Raw genomic sequence first — 17,413 nt, forward strand, 5'->3', positions numbered from 1 at the left:
GCACTAAGCCCTCGGGCTGGACGCCGCTGAATCCGCCGCTGCCACCGGTCGGGCCGAAGGTGCTCGGGTCGAACTTCGCCGGGTCAGTCGTCGGCGGCGTCCAGCCCGAGGTCTTAGTGCCGTCGTCAGGCGGGCCGAATTGACCTGGCCCGCCGGGACCGCCCGGCGGAGTGAACTTGGGCGGATCGACCTTCGGCGGCTTGTAGTTGCCACCGGGGCCGCCCGGCGGGGTGAACTTCGGCGGGCTCGTTTTCGGCGGAGTGAAGTTGCCGCCACCGCCGACACCGCCCGGTCCGCCGCTGAATCCGCCGCTGCCACCGGGACCGGTGCCAGGGCCGCCGCCGTACTTGCCGGGGTCGGTGTTGCCGTCAGAAATGTTGTTGCCCTGCCAGACGTTGTACTGCGGCATCCCGCCGGCGTTCTGGGAACTCGAGCCGTAGTACGCGGTGTAAGCCTGGACGTTCGTCTGGCTGTCCTTGTTGTACTGGTCGATCTCGTCGTCTTTGTCGCTGAACGGCTGGTGGTCGTACCACTTCATTTCCGGCGGGTTCTGGTCCAGTTTCTGGACCTTGCCGTGCACGTCGTGGAACGCGTCGACCTGGTTGGTCATGAAGGTCTGGCTCTTGCCAAGATTGTTGGCGGAGTCGTCGTGCCAGATCTTGAGCGCATTCGCGCCCGACTGGGCCGCGCCCGCGCTGCTGCCCTGCCAAGCGTCGCTCATCTTGTTGTTCAGCGCATCGATCTGCTTAGAGCGATCGGCGTGCCGCTGCTTGAGCGAGTCGGCCGCGCTCCGGCCGCCGTCGAGCGAGCCGGTGTTGCCTTTGCTGATCTTGTCGTAAATCGTGTACGCGTCGATTGACCCGCCGCCGACGTTCGCTTGGGCATGTTCGGCGTGCGGCCCGCCGCTGAAGATGCTGGATGCCGCACCGACCAGGCCGCCGACTACACCGCCGACGACCGCCCCTTCCGGCCCCAGCACCGCACCGTAGGCGGCTCCGACCACCGCACCCTTGGCGGTGTTCTTCAGCGTGCTGCCAGTGCTGTTGTCCTCATTCCCCATAATGAGAATCTTCCTTCCGGGCCTGCTACAGCCGTGTAGCGATCAAGACTCTGTCTTGAGGTGGTTGATCATCGCGGTGCCGATCTTGGCTACCGGAGCGCACGGGTTTTCGACGTTCTTGCCCCGCACGATCGAGGCGACGATGACGACGGACAGCTGATCAGTGACGCCGACGACGAGATCGCACACGCCGGTCTTGCGCGAGTCGCGCGTAGCCGCGAAAACCCCGGGGTACCCAGCGATCTGGGTCTCTTCGAAGTAGGCCTGGCTCGATTTCATCGAGTAGGTGTCGGCGAGACCGTTCGTGTTCTGGGTGATCGGCGAGATGGTGATCCCGTTCGCCTTGAGTTCCGGATCCGCGGACTGCCAGTCGCACCCGCGCGGCGTGATGTCGTTGAGCTTCCCGGGCGCCGCGAGCCCGACTGCTTTGGCGTCGTCGTCGCTGAGGGCCGAGCACGGATTGGCGATCAGCTTCTCAGTCGGGAGCGGCGCGGGGACTTTCGGCGCGCCGTTGGTTGTGCTCGACGAGTTGCTGGAACTTGACGGACCGGGATTGCTCGACGCGGGCGGCTCAGCAGTACCGCCGGTCCCGCCGCTGCAGGCGGTCAGCAAACTGAGCGCGACGACGGTGCCGGCAGCGATCCAGGTGATGTGTTTTGGCGTGTGCTGATCAGACCGCACTCTGTCCCTGCTTCTTCATCTCGTCGGCGTTTTGCAGCTCGGTGACGCTGATCTTCTTCTTCGCAGCGGTGAGCGCGTCGATGAAGTTCTTGGTGTAGGCGACCATCTTCTCGTGCTCGTCCAGCAGGCTCTGTCCCGACGGGTTGGCGCCCTGGTTGACGAAGGTATGGCTGGCCACCTCGTCGGCAGGCGGGTTCACGTGCGCGATGGTGTCGGCGAACTGGCGGTCTTTTGACAGATCGCCGAGCAAGTCCTGCCACTGCTTGATGACTGAGTCGACCTCGTCCTCGGTGAACTTGTAGCCGCCGGCCTTGCCGTAGCTGCCCACCATGATCGGCGGCACCGGAGGCACCTGAACCCCCGTGTTCGCACCGGATGCGGGAGATCCTTCAGGCATCTCGTTAGCCCCCTTATAACCCATGCCTCGCTCTTCCCCGGCGAGATCAGCGTCTTGGATGTTAACGCACGCGAGTTGGTTCCCGCTCGCTGTTGGCAAGTTCGCACGAGGGCTTCTGAGCTGGGGACCTGCGGTAGTTTCGCGGTCGCCGGACGGCCGCCGAGGCGGAAAACGAAACCGCCCCCGGGAAGGATCCCGGGGGCGGTTTCGCGGAAAAAAGGACGCGAGCGTCAGTTCGCGGCCACAGCCTTGACCTCGAGCCGGACGTCCACCTTCACGTTGGGGTGCAGGCGGGCGTTGACCGAGTGCTTGCCGACCGTCTTGATGTGGTCGCGCAGGTCGAGGACGCGCTTGTCGAGCAGCGGGCCGCCCTGGGCCTTGATCGCGTCGACGATCTCGCCGGCGGTGATCGAGCCGAACAGCTTCTTCGAGCCGGCCGCGGCCTTGCCGGTCAGCTGGATCGCGCCGAGGCCCTCGAGCGTCGCCTTGATCTCCTTGGCGTGGTCGAGGTCGCGGATGCGGCGGGATTCCTGTGCGCGCTGGATCGTGCGCACGTTCTTCTCCGCGCCCTTGCTGGCCACGATCGCGTAGCCGCGCGGCAGCAGGTAGTTGCGGGCGTATCCGTCCTTGACCTCGACGATGTCGCCGGGGCCGCCGAGGTTCGCCACGTCGGTGGTGAGAATGATCTTCGCCATGACTCAGGCTCCCCTCAGCGCGCGGTGGACGTGTAGGGCAGCAGCGCCATCTCGCGCGAGTTCTTCACCGCGATGGCGATGTCGCGCTGGTGCTGGCTGCAGTTGCCGGTGACGCGACGGGCACGGATCTTGCCGCGGTCGGAGATGTACTTCCGCAGCAGGTTGGTGTCCTTGTAGTCGATCGTCTCCGGGCGGCCCTTCTTCTCGGCCTTGCAGAACACGCAGACCTTCTTCTTGGGCTTGCGAATGGGTGGCTTGGCCACTGTTGTACTCCTGGAATTCTAGAAAGAAATGAGATCAGAACGGGGGTTCGTCGGAGAAGCCTCCGCCGCCACCGCCCGCGGGCGGGGCCGAGCCCCACGGGTCGTCGGCGGGCGCGCTGTTGCCGCCACCGCCGCCGCGATTTCCGCCGCCGCCGTTGAAGCCGCCGCCTCCGCCGCCGCCGAAGTCACCACCGCCGCCGCCACCGCGGCTGACCTTGTTGACCTTCGCCGTCGCGTAGCGCAGCGAGGGGCCGATCTCGTCGACCTCGAGCTCTACGACGGTGCGCTTCTCGCCTTCCTTGGTCTCGAAAGACCGCTGCTTCAGCCGCCCCTGCACCACCACGCGGGCGCCCCGCGTGAGCGACTCGGCGACGTTCTCCGCCGCCTGCCGCCAGATGTTGCAGCGCAGGAACAGCGCCTCGCCGTCCTTCCACTCGCCGCTCTGGCGGTCGAGCGTGCGCGGGGTGGACGCGACGGTGAAGTTCGCGACCGCCGCACCGGACGGGGTGAAGCGCAGCTCCGGGTCGGACGTGAGGTTCCCGACCACGGTGATGACGGTGTCTCCAGCCACGGATGGCGTCCCTTCGGATCGGGCTCGGATCAGGCCTTGGCGGGCGCGGGCTTGGCCGCGGCCTTGACCTCGCGGCGCATGACCTTGGTGCGCAGCACGGTTTCCTGCAGCGACAGCTGGCGGTCCAGTTCCTTGACGGCGTCGGCCGTCGAGTTCAGGTCCAGCAGCGCGTAGATGCCCTCGGCGTTCTTCTTGATCTCGTACGCCAAGCGACGGCGGCCCCACACGTCGACCTTCTCGACGCTTCCGCCCGAAGTGCGGATCACGTTGAGGAAGTTGTCCAGCGTGGGCGCGACCGTACGCTCGTCAAGCGTCGGGTCCAGGATGACCATTACCTCGTAATGGCGTGACATAACCACTCACCTCCTATGGGCTCGCGGTCACGGCGGATTCCGTGACAGGAGGGTTTGTCCAGGTAAGCGTACCCGGCGGGTACGACAGTCCCGTCCGGCGGGTCAGCTGACGCGGCGCAGCACCCAGGTGCGGACCAGCCCGGCGGTGACGCCGGCCAGCACGATCACCGCGAGCAGCATCGGCAGCTGGACGTCGGAGGTCCGGCCCTGGCTCGCCAGCGATTCGGCGTTGCCCGCGTTGCGGATGTCCGGGCCCTGCTGTCCCTGCGGGTCCTGTCCGGCCGAGGGCTGCTGCGGCAGCGCGCCCGAACCGGGCAGCGTGCCGTAGCGCGCGCCGGGTGCGATCGCGGTGCCCAGCGCGCCCGGGTTGCCCGGGGACGCGGTCGGGATGTTGCCGTAGTCGCGCGGCGGGGCGATCCCGGTCGAGCCCGCCTGGTAGTTGCCGAGCGGGTTGCCGCCGCCGTTCTGCGCGGGCGCGTTGCCGTTCGACTGGGTGCCGCCGTTCGACGGGGAGTTCGGGGACGACGGCGCCTGGTAGTTGTTCGCCGTCGTGGTGAGCCCGCACGCGGACGCGACGCCGCTGCGGATCCCGTTCAGCACCTTGGTCTTGGTGTCCGGCAGGACGCCGAGCCCCCATTCGTTCTTCAGTGCGTTCGAGACGACCTGGCCGATCGCGTCGCCGCTGATCGTGCCGCCCGCGGCGTCAGGGATCGCGCCGACCTGCAGGTTGCCCTTGTTCGCGATGGCGTTCGCCAGCGAATCCGGCCAGACGGTGGCCAAGCTCCAAAAGGTCACCTGGTCCTTGGCCGACTGGCGGACGATCTCCTTGACCGCCGAGCCGGGCACGGCGACCGAATCGCCCATGCCGCCGGTGACCGCGCCCTTGCACTGGTTCGCGAGCGTGGTCGCGGCGGACGCGGTGCCGGCGCCCAGGAACGTGCCGCCGGTGAAGAGGGCGGCGAGAGCGGTGACGGTGAGTGCTCGACGGGTTCGCTTCCAGGTGGGGATTTTCCGCACGAGCACTATCCTCCGGGGTCCGCGGGCATGGTTCGTCGCATCAGGAACAACGAATGGACTCCGGTAAAGATACTGGTGAGTTGGCCTAACCTATAGCGGCCATTCGGCGGAGCACCCAGGTGCGGACCAGGCCCGCGCTGACTCCGGAGAGTGCCAAAACTGCCACCAGAACTGGCCAGTCCAACCCGTTCGTGTGGTTGCCGCCGGTGCCCGGCAATGCTTCGGCGTTACCGGCGTTCTGGATCGTGCGGTCGCCGCCCGAGGTGCCGTCCGGGTTGGAAATGCCGTACTGCGGCGCGTAACCCGGAATCTGGCTGCCGTAGCGCAGCGACGGCGACGGGCTGAACAATCCGGCCATCGCCATCGGGATGCCGCTGTAATCGCGCATCGGCGCGTATCCGGTGCTGTAGCCGTACGACAAATCGCTGAAATTCGGCAGGAAAGCGGAAAACGGTGCGGCCCCGCCGCCCGCGCCGCCGAAATCGCCGAGGACCGGGCTGGTGGAGCCCGGCATCTGGGACTGCTGCTGGCCGGACGAGCCGCCCTGCTGCGGGCTGCCGCCGTTGCTGCCGGACGGCGGTTGCTGCTGGTTCGGACCCGGATTCTGCTTGCCTGGCTGGCTGCCGCTGAAGCCCTGGCCGAGAGCGGTGACGCCCTGCTGCGCCGCGTTGGTGCCACCCGCGACCGCGCCGTTGACCGCACTCGCGGCGGGCGCGCCGATCACCGGGACCGGGGCGACGACGGTATTGACCACGTTCACCGTGACGTTGCAGACCGCGCCGAGGACCGTGCTGATGGTGCCGGTGAGCACGCCCGAGACCTGGCCGACGATGCCGAGGTCGAGCGGGATGCCGAGCAATGGAGTGGTCGCCTGGACGTGGTCACCCGGATGAGCGGTGATGGTGGAACCGCAGGTCGCGGTCAGGGTGGCCGCCGACGCGGTGCCTGGTGCGGCGAGCGCGGCCGAGCCGGCCAGGACGAAAGCGGCGGCTCCCACTGCGGTAGCCCTCCGTGCCCGGTGCTGCTGCATGGCCGTCGACCCTTTCGCCGCGTCCGCTGTACCTGCCTTGCTGAGGACAACGACGGTAACGAAGACGAGTAACGCCCGTCTCCCCTCCGAGGTCAGGCATTCGGGTGGAAGCGGGCGCTACTCAGAGTCAATCTCAGGCGGGTTTGCGGCGCAGCCACGCGCGAACCAGCGCGGCAGCCACCATCGCGAGCGCCAGCACGGCGATCAGCAGCGGCAGCCGGGCGGGCGGGATCGCCGCGGGCAGCGCCTCGGCTGTGCCGGATTTCTTCGCGTCGACCGTCGGCACCTGGTCCTGCTGCGGCAGCTGGCCCGGGACGACCTGGGCGACGAGCGGGGCCTGCACGAAACTCGCCGGGAGCATCGCGGCTCCGGAGAAGATGCCGGACACCGAGTCGAGACCGGACAGTCCGTCGACCGACGTCACCGGGCCGAGCGTGTCTCCGCCGGGGATCGGCTGGCCCGGGCCGCCAGGGCCGGGTGCCGGTGACGGCGGCTTAGGCGTGGGGTTCGGCGGGGCGGGCGGAGTCGGCTTCGGTCCGGGCGGCGGGATGACCGGTTCGCCGCTGAGCAGGTTCTGCGTTGCGTCGCCGACGCCGTTCGCCGCGCCCTGCGCGGTCGGGCAAAGCCCCTTTGCAGCGAGATTGCCAGCTGCCGGGGCCTCGCCGACGCCCAGCGCGCGGACGGTGTCACCGACCGGGACTGAGAGCAATGTGTTGTTGCCGTCGGTCTGCTTCGCCTTGGAATCAAGGCCGACAGTCAGCCGGTTCGGCGCGTTGAGCGGGGCGCCCGCGTCGAGCGCGAGGCCGTCGCCGTCCTTGCCGTTCTGCAGAGTCGCTTGGCAATCGCCGTTCAGCGTGGGGTTCGGGTCCGCGGACGCCGCGGCCGGAAAGGCGAGAACCGCGGAGAGAAGCGGTGCGGCGAGCGCGACTCCCAGTGCGGTCATCCGTCCAGCGCGCTTCCGCATGCCTTCCTCCCCCGACGTGCTCACTCCGAATGGATCACGGAACGCGCTCACGGTACTCCACGAGCGTCACCAACTGGGGCGGACGGGGGCGATTCGCCCGGTAGTAGCGTCAGGGCATGCAGATTGGCGCCCATGTCCGCGACGACGATCCACTGGCCGCCGTCGCCGAGCGAGAAGCCGACGTCGTCCAGTTCTTCCTCTCCGACCCGCAGGGGTGGAAGGCACCGAAACCGCATCCGCACGGCGAGGAGATCAAGGCCTCCCCGGTCGAGGTGTTCATCCACGCGCCGTACCTGATCAACGTCGCGTCCAAGAACAACCGGATCCGCATCCCGTCCCGCAAGAACGTCACCCAGCACGCCGACGGGGCCGCCGCGATCGGCGCGAAGGGCCTGATCGTGCACGGCGGGCACGTCGGCGCCGGCGACGACGTCGAGGAGGGCTTGGTCAACTGGCGCAAGCTTTTCGAGCGCGAGGCGGAAAAGGGCGGCTTCGCCGTGCCGATCCTGATCGAGAACACCGCGGGCGGCGACAACGCGATGACCCGCGAACTCGACGTGATCGCCCGGCTGTGGGACAAGGTCGGCGAGTTCGGCGCGGGCTTCTGCCTCGACACCTGCCACGCCTACGCGGCGGGCTGGGATCTCGCGACCGCGGTGGAGAAGGTCAAGGCCATCACCGGCCGGATCGACCTGGTGCACTGCAACAACTCCCGCGACGAGCACGGTTCCAACCGCGACCGGCACGCGTCGGTGGTCGACGGCGACGGCACGATCGAACCGGAGCTGCTCGCCGAGGTCGTGCGCCAGGCGGGCGCGCCGGTGGTCGTCGAGACGCCGGGCGAAGGCCAGGCCGCCGACATCGCGTACCTGCGCAAACAGCTCGCCTGAAGTCCGTGAAGGACTCCTTGGGGAATCAGATTCCCGGAAGGAGTCCTTCACGGATCACGAGACTGGCTGCTGATCCCGGGTGCGGGGGCGGCGGAACGAGGCGAAGGTGACCTTGTCGCGGGCCCGCTCCAGCACGCCGCCCGCCGGGTCGTCGTCGCCGGAGAGCCGGACCAGGTCGGTGCGCGGACGGTAGATCTCGCGGAGCACCAGCACGCACAGCCCGACGACGGCGAGGTCGCGGATGACCACCCCGCCGAGGAACCAGCCCGCCGGCAGTCCTTTGTGGTCGACGCCGAGGTAATAGAACATCCGCGGCGCCCACACCGCCGCGTCGATGACCATCCAGCCCAGCAGCAGCCGCCAGCGCGGGATCGCCAGCACCGCCAGCGGGACGAGCCACAGCGAGTACTGCGGGCTCCACACCTTGTTCGTCAGCAGGAACGCCGCCACGACGAGGAAGGCCAGCTGCCCGAACCGCGGCCGCCGCGGCGCGGTGAGCGCGACGTACGCGATGCCCGCGCAGCAGGCCAGGAACAGCACCGCGACCACGATGTTCAGCACGGTCGGCGACTGTCCTTTTTGGAGTACCCCGTCGAAGCCCGCCCAGCCGGTGGCGTAGGAGACGACGTTGTAGAGCGAATCCGGGTCCATCGGACGCAACGTGTTGAGCCGGAAGAACTCCCACCAGCCGCGCGGCGCGGCCACGATGAACGGGACGTTCACCACCAGCCAGGCCAGCACGGTGAACGCCGCGGTCCGGCTCCACGCGCGCAGTTTCCCGGCGCGCAGGCACAACAGGAACAGCACGCCGAGCAGTAACAACGGATACAGCTTGGTGGCGACGCCGAGTCCGAACAGGACTCCGGCGACCTCCGGGCGTTTTCGCGACCACGCCAGGATCCCGGCGGCGGTGGCCGCGGTGGCGAGCGCGTCGAAGTTCGTGAAGGTATGGACGAGCACCAGTGGCGAGATCGCGACGAGCACCGCGTCCCACGGCCTGCGTTTCGTCGTCCGCCCGGTCGCCCACACGGTCACCAGCCAGGCGAGCGCGAGCCAGAACGCGGAGATGTTGAAGTAGATCGCCACCGGCAGCGCGCCGGGAAGCCAGCCCGCGTTCGCGACCGAGGTCCAGCCCGCCGCGAGTTTCGCGTTGATCCACTGGAACAGGCCGGTGACCACCGGGTACTCCATGTACCGGGTCTGGTTCTCCGCGGTCTGCGAGTCCTCCTGCCACGACGTGACATAGGGGAAGGTGTGCGAATCGTCGAGCTTCTCGGAGCTGTAGAGCGGGACGATGTCGGAGTAGCACATCGCGACGAACGGACGGCCGGCCCGCCAGTCGAGCTGGTGCACGCCGCCTGAATCGCTGTACTGCTGGATGCACGACGCCTTGCCGAACCAGCACACCACGAGCGCGAGCACGGCCATCGCGAGCCCGACGCGCTGCGGCGACCAGAACCACTGCCTGCCCACCGCCGCGTGCGCGCCGATCGGACCGCCGACGGGTCTCGTCGCCGCGGCCACCAGCGGGTCGTGCCGGCTGGGGGCGATCCGCTCCGCCGGCGTGAGCGTGCGGGGAGCCGAATCCGGCTCTTCGGCGGTGGCGGGTTCGGAGACGCGTGACACGTCGGGAGATGCTATCGGTCCGCAGGTGGGACGCCGGTCATTTCGGATCCTCGTAAAAACCGGCAAGCACCTCGAAAGCGGCGCCGAGGGCCACCGCCTCCTCGTCGAGATCGCTCAATTCGACGTCGATGCGCTGCCAATACGGCACCGGCAGCAGGTCTCGCAGCTGTTGCGAGACGGTTTCGCGGTAGACCTCGGGCGCGCCGCGAACGGTCCGTCCGAACAAGACGATCCGTTCGAGATCGAGAACCTGCACCAGGTCGGCGAGCCCGATGCCGAGCAACCGGGCGGCGTCGTGCGGGGTTCCGGCGGCGCGGTGCATGACCTCGACGCAGCCGCGGCGGCCGCAGGCGCAGCGCGGTCCGGCGTAGGCGATGGTGGTGTGGCCGAACTCACCCGCGTTGGTGCGCGGGCCTCGGTAGACGCGTCCGTCGATCAGCAGTCCGACGCCGATTCCGGTGCCGACGAGCACCACGGCCGTCGCCGCCGAGGTCTCTTCCGGCCAGGCGTGCGCGAAAGCGGCGGAATTGGTGTTTTTGTCCAGCGTGACCGGCAAACCGGTGCGTTCGGCGAGCAGATCGCGCAGCGGGACGTCGTGCCAGCCGGGCATGTTCGTGGCGTCGCGGACGCGGCCCGCGTGGTGATCGAGCGGTCCCACCGCGCCGACGCCGAGCCCGAGCACGCGAGCCGGATCGACGTCGGCGAGCAGTTTGCGCACCCCGTCGACGATCGCGGTCACCGCGACCTCCGGGCTGAATCCGATCGGCAGCGGGCCTTCCACGATCTCCTCGACCTCGCCGGTCAGGCCGGTGCGCAGTACGAGAAAGCCGTCCCGGTCGAGTTGCGCGCCGAGTGCGCAACGGGCTTCCGCGCGCAGCCGCAGCATCGTGCGCGGTTTGCCGACGCCGGCCGCGGGTGCGCGTTCGACGTCCAGCAGCCCCTCCGGCAGCAGGTCGGACACGATTTTCGACACGGCCTGCTGGGTCAGCCCGGACCGCTGCGCCAGCTCGACCCGGCTCAGCCCGCCCGCGCGCAGGATGTGCCCGAGCAGCAGCGCGCGGTTGTGGCGTCGCAGCCCGCGCAGGTTGACGCCGGTTTCCGCCATCGGCCGATCATCTCGGACGGGTGGCCTATTACGCAACAGTGTTGTTTAATAGGGGTCATGGCTGATGACGCGCGGGTCGGCATCCTCGGGTACGGGATCGGCGGCCGGATCTTCCACGCGCCGCTGGTCGCGGCGACGCCGGGCCTGGTCCCGGCGGTGCTGGTGACCGCGAACCCGGACCGCGCCGCGCAGGCGCGCGCCGAGCATCCCGAGGCCGAGGTGGTCCCGGACGCGGACGCGCTTTTCGCCCGCGCGGGTGATCTCGACCTGATCGTGGTGACCACGCCGAACCGCACGCACGTGCCGCTCGCCCTCCGCGCGATCGAGGCCGGAATTCCGGTGGTCGTGGACAAGCCGTTCGCGCCGACCGCGGCCGAAGCGCAGCAGGTCGTCGACGCGGCGAAGGCCAAGGGCGTCGGCCTCACGGTCTTCCAGAATCGCCGCTGGGACTCGGATTTCCGGACCGTCGGCAAGGTGCTCGACTCCGGTCGGCTCGGCGAGGTCTTCCGCTTCGAATCCCGTTACGACCGCTGGGTGCCGAAGATCAAGGACAACTGGCGCGAGTTCGGCGACCCGGCCGAAGCGGGTGGCCTGCTCTACGACCTCGGCGCGCACATCGTCGACCAGGCGCTGCAGCTGTTCGGCCCGGTCACCCAGGTCTACGCGGAGGTCGACCGCCGCCGCCCCGGCGTGCAGGTGGACGACGACGTGTTCGTGGCCCTGCACCACGCGAACGGCGTGCGGTCGCACCTGTGGTCGTCCGCGCTCGCCGGTACCCGTAACCCGCGCTTCCGCGTGCTCGGCGACCAGGCGACGTTCACCAAATACGGTCTCGACGTCCAGGAGCCGCAGATCAAGGCCGGTCTCCGCCCGGGCGACGACGGCTGGGGCGTGGAGCCGGAAAGCGACGCCGGACGGCTCGGCGTGCACGACGGCACCGATCGCACCGAAGCGGTGCCGACCGAAACCGGTTGCTACGAAGCGTTTTATGCCCAGATCCGGGACGCGTTGCGCGGCGAGGCGGACTTCCCGGTCGACCCGGCGAGCGCGGTCGAGGCGTTGCGAGTGATCGAAGCCGCACACCGCTCCGGTGCCGAAGGCCGCGTGATCACGCTCGGCGGCTGACGCCGCCCTCTGAACGGCTGTGGCCGCGACGGCCTCCCCCCACCGTCGCGGCCACGGCCTTTTTCTTTACTCCTGCGGCGGATCCTCGCCCGTCGACGGACCGCCGCTGGGCGGGTTGTGCGACGAAGGTTTGCCCGACGGCCAGTGCGGGAGCCCGCTCGGCCAATGCGGCTGGCTGGGCCCGCCGGTGATCGGGCCGCCGTGGTCGTTGCCGTCGCCGCCCGGGTCCGGCTCGTTGCCGTTGGTCTGCTGCGGCGGCTGCTGCCCGTCGCCCGCGCTCTGGTCCTGTTGCTGCGGCGGGGCCTGGGTCCCGATCAGCGGCACCTGGTCGAACTTCTCGGCGGGCTTGCCCTTCAGATAGCCGTCGAGGAACTTCTGCCACAGCGGACCCGCGATCGTGGAACCGTAGATCGGCGACGTGCCGGAGCCGTGCAGCGCCTGGTCGCCGTCCGCGCCGACCCACGCGGCGACCGAGACCGACGGCGTGTAGCCGACCATCCAGGTCTGCGCGTTCGCGTTCGCCGCCCACGCCGGTTCGCCGGAGCGCACCGTGTGCTGCTGGGTACCGGTCTTGCCCGCGCATTCGTGGCCGGACGGGCACTTCAGATGCGAGAAGTCGATCACCGGACCCAGCGCCATGGTCACGTTGCCGGCGATCTGCTTGGTTTTGTCCGTGCTGCTGTCGAACGCTGGCTTGCCCGCACTCGGCTGCGCTTCGTAGGCGACTTCCTTCTGCGCGTTGGTCACCTTCAGCACGAAGTGCCGGTCGCGCTGGACGCCGTTGGCGGCGAAGGTCGCGTACGCGCTGGCCATGTCCGCGGGCGTGATCTGGGTGTTCCCGCCGCCGAGTGCGATGTTCGCGTCCGCGGTGGAGATCAGCGACTGGCCGCCGTTGTCCTTGGTCTTCACGCCCGCTTCCTGGGCCGCCTGCCCGACCGGGCCCGGATGCGTCTGGTTCAGCACCATGTCGTAGAACACCGTGTTCGCCGACCGCTTCATCGCCTCGGCGACGGTGCACTGCCCGGAGCAACTGGAGCTGGGGCCCGCGTTGCGCACCTTGCGGCCATCGAAGACCCGGTTGTTGCTGCCGTCGAAGGTCTCGTTGATCCCCTTGCCCATCTTCAGGAACGCGGTGAGGTCGAACGCCTTCATCGACGAACCGGGGTTCTGCGGCGTGTTCGCCCAGTCGCGAGCGCCCTGCTTCTTCCCGTTCACGTCGATGGTCGCCGGCCCGCCGTAGTACGCGAGCACCCCGCCGGTCTTCGGATCGACCGCCACCAGCGAATCGAGCAGCCGGTCGTCGGACTGGTCCTTCAGCGCGTCGGTCGCCGCCTGGGTCGCGATCTCCTGGGCGTGCTTGTCGATGGTGGTCTGGACCGTGTAGCCGCCCGCGAAGTACTTGTCGTCGTCGATGCCGTGCTGCGCCAATTCGGCCTTCACTTGCGCGGTGACGAACTTGTACGGCGCGTTCGTGTCGTCCTTCGACTCCTCCAGCGGGATCACCTGCGGGAACTGCGCCGCTTGCCGCTGCTGCGCGGTGATGTACTTGTTCTGGAGCATCCGGTCGAGCGCGGTGTTCCAGCGACCCTGCGCCACCTTCGGGTTTTCCGAACGACCCGGCTGCTGGATCAGCCCGGCCAGCAGCGCGGCCTCGGAGTAGTCCAGTTTCGAGACGTCCTTGTGGAAGAAGGCCTGCGACGCCGCGCCGATGCCGTACGCCCCGCGCCCGAAGTAAATGATGTTCAGGTACGCGGTGATGATGTCCTGCTTCTCGTACGTCTGGTTCATCTTGAAGGACTTCGCCAGCTCGGTCCATTTGCGGGTGAGCGTGGGGGCGTCGTTGTCGGTGGCCTTCTTGATGTACTGCTGCGAGATCGTGGACCCGCCGCCCGCCTTGCCGGTGAGCTGGTTGAACCCCGCGCGCAGCAGGCCGGTGACGTCGAAGCCGGAGTTGGTCTCGAACGTCGAGTCCTCGGTCGCGATCACCGCGTGCTTCACCACGTCCGGGATCTGCTGCGGGGTGAGGATCTGCCGGTTGCCGCCGGGGGGCACGTCCTTGCCCATCGGGCTGCCGTCGGCGTACAGGTAAGTGACGGCCTGGTTCTGGCCCTGCGCGATGCTCTGCGGCGAGGGCACGTCGACCATGAAGTAGGTGATCACGAACGCGATCGCCGGGATCACGACGAAGAGGCCGACGAACGCGTAGGCACTGCGCCGGATGATCTTCCAGCGTCTCTTCTTGCGCTGGGCGGGCGTGCGGCCCTTCTTGTCCAAGTCTTCCGGCGGGTACCCGTCGTCCGGATCGAGCGGGCCCTCGTCGCGGTAGCCAGCGTCGCGGTAGTCGGCGTTGCGATAGCCCGGGTCGTGGTAGTCGTCCTCGACCATCCGGTGGGTCATCAGCTCCGGCTCGCGCTGCGGCGGCGGGACCGGGCGACCGCCGGGAGGCGGCGGACGGCGGCCCGGCGGCGGGGACCCGGCCGGTCCGGCCGGGCGGGCCGGACCCGCGGCGGGACGCTGCGGGCCGCGGGCCCACGGCGGCGGCCCGGACTGGGAGGGAGGTGGTTGACGCCGCGGGTCGGGATCCCGGTCGGGCCAGGAGCGGCTGCGGTCGTCGTTCACTGCGGATCCTCTTCTCGGACACGGGCAGCCTGCGGACGCAGAAGGCCCTCTGATGACCAGACGCGGCAACCCCGGTCGAGGTTCACTCTCCTGGCCGATCCCCTTCGCGGGGGAGGGAGACCGTCGGTGAACCTACCGCACCCCCAGCCGGGCGGTACCGGCAAAAAGAGGCTCCTCTCCAGTGCGGAGAGGAGCCTCTTTCGGAGCCGGTCGCGGATCAGCCGGAGCGTTTCGGCGGTTCGCCGTTCACCACGGGACCACCCCCGCTGCCCGGGTTGCCGCCTTCGGTGCCGCCGCCGAAGATGCCGCTCGGCCGCGTCGGACTGGTCGTCGTCGAGGACGGCGGGTGCGACGAGGTGGACGGCGGTGCCGAAGAGGACTCCGTCGTCGGCGGAGGCGCCTGTTCGCTGGACGTTTCGCGCGGCGGCGGGGCCGCCTTGCTCGACGTGACGACCTGGTCGGCGTCCTTGCCGATCGGGTCTACCTTGTCGAATTTCTCGCTCGGCTTGTCCTTCAGGTAGTTCGTCATGAAGTCCTGCCAGGCCGGGCCCGCGATCGTCTTGCCGAAGATCGGCTTGCCGTTCTTGTCGTGCAGCGGCTTGTTGCCGTCGCCGCCGATCCAGATCGCGGCCGACACCGACGGCGTGTACCCGACCATCCAGGTCTGAGCGTTGCGGTCCTTGTACGAGGCGGGGTCGCTGTCCTTCGGGTCGTACTGCTGCGTGCCGGTCTTGCCCGCGCATTCGTGGCCGCTCGGGCATTTCAGGTGCGATTCGGCGATAACCGGGCCGAGCGCGTCGGTCACGTTCCCGGCGATCTGCTTGCTCTTGTCCGCGTTGTCGTCGAACGCGGGTTTTCCCTGCCCGGCGGAGTCGTCGAAAATGACCTCGTCCTGGGAGTTCGTGAGCTTCGAGACGAAGTGCTGGTCGCGCCGGATGCCGCCGGAGGCGAACGACGCGTACCCGGCGGCCATGTCCTCCGGGGTGACCACGGTGGCACCGCCGCCGAGGGCGATGTTGGCGTCGCTCGTACCCAGCTTGGCCTTGCCCTTCGGGGCGGCCTGCACGCCCGCTTCCTTCGCGGCCTCCGCGACCCTGGCCGGTTTCGTCCAGTTCAGCACCATGTCGTAGAACACGGTGTTCGCCGAGACCTCCATGGCCTTTTTGACCGTGCACTGCGGACCGCAACTGGAGCTTTCACCCGCGTTGCGGACCACGCGGCCGCCGAGTTCCCGCCGGTCGGTGCCGTCGAAGGTTTCGCCGAGTCCCTTGCCCATCTTGAGCCAGGCCGTGAGGTCGTAGGCCTTCATCGACGAACCGGGGTTCTGCGGCACATTCGCCCAGTCCGTGGCCAGCGTGTCCTTGCCCGCGTCGTTCTTCACCGTGGTCGGCCCGCCGTAATAAGCGAGCACGCCCCCGGTTCTCGGGTCGACGGCGACCATCGCTCCCCGGAGGTTCTCGTCGGTCTGGCCGTCCATGTTGTCCTGAATGGACTGCGCCGCGATCTTCTGCGCGTTCGGGTCGATCGTGGTGTAGATCTTCGCGCCGGTGGAGTACAGCTTGTCCTCGTCGTAGCCCTTGTCCTTGAGCTCGTCGATGATGCGCTGCTGGATGTGGTAGTCCAGCGTTCCGGCGTCCTCCTTCTTCTGCGCGTCGCGCGGGATCATCGTGGGAAGCTGCGCGGCCTTGCGGTCGGCTGGCGAGAGCCAGTGGTTGGCCACCATCTGGTCCATCACGTAGCTCCACCGCTTCTGGACGTACGCGGTGTCGCGGTCGCGGCTCGGGCCCTGGATCATCCCGGCGAGCAGCGCCGCCTCGGAGGCGTTGAGCTGCCCGACGTCCTTGCCGAAGTACGCCTTCGACGCGGCGGCGACGCCGTTCGCGCCGCGCCCGAAGAAGACGATGTTCAGGTAGCCGGTGATGATGTCCGATTTCGACGTCTCGTTGTTCAGCTTGAACGACTTCGCCAGCTCGGTCCATTTACGCGTCAGCGTCGGGGCGTCGTTTTTGGTCGCCTGCTTGATGTACTGCTGCGAAATGGTCGAACCGCCGCCGGTGCCGCCGGTCGCCTGGTTGAAGACCGACCGCAGGATCGCCATCACGTTGAAGCCGGAGTTGGTCTCGAAGGTCGCGTCCTCGGCCGAGTACACCGCGTGCTTGACGACCTCGGGCACCTGGTTGGGCTGCAGCAGTTCGCGGTTGCCGCCCTGCGGGACCACTCGGCCCATCACCGATTTGTCGCTGTAATAGAAGGTGATCGGCTGGCTCTGCTTCGCGAGCACGTCCTGCGGCGAGGGCACGTCGACGGTGAAATAGGTGATCACGAACGCGATCGCGGGCACCACGACGAACAAGCCGAACATCGCGTACAGCACGCGCCGGACGATCTTCCACCGGCGTTTGCGGCGCTGCATCGGCGAGAGGGGGATCTTGACCTTCTTGCCGTCCCCCTCGCCTTCCGGGTCGTCCTCGAAGTCCGCGTCGTCCGAGTACTGGGCGAGGCGGGTTTCCTCGTCGTACCGGTCGTCGTAGGCGTCGTCGTACCGGTCGTCGTAGGGGGCGTAGCCGTTGTGCGCGGCGTGCGTGATCAGGTCCGGTTCGCGCTCGGCCTCCGGATAGGACGACGGCGGAGGCGGCGGCGGGACCCGGCGGCCCTGGGGCGGCCCTCCGTTCGGCGGCGGCTGCCGGAAGCCCTGGGTGCCGTTCCCGTTAGGACCGCCGTTGGGTCCGGGACGTCCGCCCGGCGGCTGGCGGCGCGGCGGAGGCGGGGCCTGTCCGTCGAGGATCTGCGACGCACGGGTGCCCGCGCCGCGGTCCTGCGGGCCGGGACCCTGCGTAGGGCGGCCTTGCGGAGCACGGTTTTGCGGCGGCCGCTGCGGACGGCGCGGCTCGTCGGCGGCCGGCCACTGCGGACCGCCTTCGTCGCCGCTCGGCCACTCCGGACCGGCTTCGGCTCTCGGGGCGCGCGGCGGACGCGGGCCTCCGGCGGGCGGACGGCGGGGCGGCGCGGGGCCCGGC

General features: G+C 68.9%; 16 protein-coding genes. 2 read left to right on the plus strand and 14 right to left on the minus strand.

Annotated elements, in window-relative coordinates; translation table 11 throughout:
- The 10 genes from D0D37_RS47000 to D0D37_RS41650 all read right to left on the minus strand — a co-directional run.
- Positions 1-1,060 (minus strand): hypothetical protein (locus tag D0D37_RS47000; RefSeq protein ID WP_162834731.1); only part of this gene is annotated, 1,060 nt, incomplete at its 3' end.
- Between the two features lie 42 nt (positions 1,061-1,102).
- Positions 1,103-1,741, minus strand: a complete 639-nt coding sequence (locus tag D0D37_RS41610; RefSeq protein WP_116206069.1) for a DUF3558 domain-containing protein — start codon at positions 1,739-1,741, stop codon at positions 1,103-1,105.
- Positions 1,731-2,084: a hypothetical protein gene (locus tag D0D37_RS41615; RefSeq protein WP_244223864.1), complete on the minus strand. Its 354-nt coding sequence runs from the start codon at positions 2,082-2,084 to the stop codon at positions 1,731-1,733. The genes D0D37_RS41610 and D0D37_RS41615 overlap by 11 nt, the downstream gene beginning before the upstream one ends.
- Before the next feature lie 284 nt (positions 2,085-2,368).
- On the minus strand, positions 2,369-2,833 hold the full coding sequence (rplI, locus tag D0D37_RS41620) for a 50S ribosomal protein L9 (protein WP_116206070.1): 465 nt from the start codon (positions 2,831-2,833) through the stop codon (positions 2,369-2,371).
- A gap of 14 nt (positions 2,834-2,847) precedes the next feature.
- Complete coding sequence (rpsR, locus tag D0D37_RS41625; protein ID WP_009085242.1) at positions 2,848-3,096, minus strand: 30S ribosomal protein S18; 249 nt, start codon at positions 3,094-3,096, stop codon at positions 2,848-2,850.
- 34 nt (positions 3,097-3,130) lie between these two features.
- Entirely contained in the window at positions 3,131-3,667 is a 537-nt protein-coding gene (locus tag D0D37_RS41630) for a single-stranded DNA-binding protein (RefSeq protein WP_116206071.1), read from the minus strand.
- Between the two features lie 29 nt (positions 3,668-3,696).
- Positions 3,697-4,020, minus strand: coding sequence for a 30S ribosomal protein S6 (rpsF, locus tag D0D37_RS41635; protein ID WP_116206072.1), 324 nt, complete (start codon positions 4,018-4,020; stop codon positions 3,697-3,699).
- Between the two features lie 102 nt (positions 4,021-4,122).
- Positions 4,123-5,043 (minus strand): hypothetical protein, encoded by a 921-nt coding sequence (locus D0D37_RS41640; RefSeq protein ID WP_116206073.1) that lies wholly within the window; start codon positions 5,041-5,043, stop codon positions 4,123-4,125.
- Between the two features lie 79 nt (positions 5,044-5,122).
- The gene (locus D0D37_RS41645; RefSeq protein WP_116206074.1) at positions 5,123-6,034 is read right to left on the minus strand and encodes a hypothetical protein; all 912 of its coding nucleotides are present in this window, start codon (positions 6,032-6,034) and stop codon (positions 5,123-5,125) included.
- A 166-nt stretch (positions 6,035-6,200) separates the two neighbouring features.
- Complete coding sequence (locus D0D37_RS41650; RefSeq protein WP_116206075.1) at positions 6,201-7,031, minus strand: hypothetical protein; 831 nt, start codon at positions 7,029-7,031, stop codon at positions 6,201-6,203.
- A gap of 116 nt (positions 7,032-7,147) precedes the next feature.
- Between D0D37_RS41650 and D0D37_RS41655 the strand changes: the two genes are divergently transcribed.
- Positions 7,148-7,921, plus strand: a complete 774-nt coding sequence (locus D0D37_RS41655) for a deoxyribonuclease IV (protein WP_037809070.1) — start codon at positions 7,148-7,150, stop codon at positions 7,919-7,921.
- A gap of 54 nt (positions 7,922-7,975) precedes the next feature.
- Here the strand turns inward: D0D37_RS41655 and D0D37_RS41660 are convergent, their stop codons facing one another.
- A complete protein-coding gene (locus tag D0D37_RS41660; RefSeq protein ID WP_116206076.1) occupies positions 7,976-9,547 on the minus strand; it encodes a glycosyltransferase family 87 protein in 1,572 nt (523 codons plus the stop codon).
- Positions 9,548-9,584: 37 nt separating this feature from the next.
- On the minus strand, positions 9,585-10,652 hold the full coding sequence (locus D0D37_RS41665; protein WP_116206077.1) for an ROK family transcriptional regulator: 1,068 nt from the start codon (positions 10,650-10,652) through the stop codon (positions 9,585-9,587).
- Between the two features lie 57 nt (positions 10,653-10,709).
- Between D0D37_RS41665 and D0D37_RS41670 the strand changes: the two genes are divergently transcribed.
- Positions 10,710-11,777, plus strand: a complete 1,068-nt coding sequence (locus tag D0D37_RS41670) for a Gfo/Idh/MocA family oxidoreductase (protein ID WP_116206078.1) — start codon at positions 10,710-10,712, stop codon at positions 11,775-11,777.
- A gap of 66 nt (positions 11,778-11,843) precedes the next feature.
- Here the strand turns inward: D0D37_RS41670 and D0D37_RS41675 are convergent, their stop codons facing one another.
- Positions 11,844-14,174 carry a transglycosylase domain-containing protein gene (locus D0D37_RS41675; protein WP_208720507.1) on the minus strand — a complete coding sequence of 777 codons (2,331 nt, stop codon included), beginning with the start codon at positions 14,172-14,174 and terminating at the stop codon, positions 11,844-11,846.
- 439 nt (positions 14,175-14,613) lie between these two features.
- Entirely contained in the window at positions 14,614-16,986 is a 2,373-nt protein-coding gene (locus tag D0D37_RS41680) for a transglycosylase domain-containing protein (RefSeq protein ID WP_244223866.1), read from the minus strand.
- Positions 16,987-17,413: the final 427 nt, after the last annotated feature.

The sequence above is a fragment of the Amycolatopsis circi genome, from assembly GCF_003385235.1.
In the GTDB taxonomy this organism is placed as follows: Bacteria; Actinomycetota; Actinomycetes; order Mycobacteriales; family Pseudonocardiaceae; genus Amycolatopsis; species Amycolatopsis circi.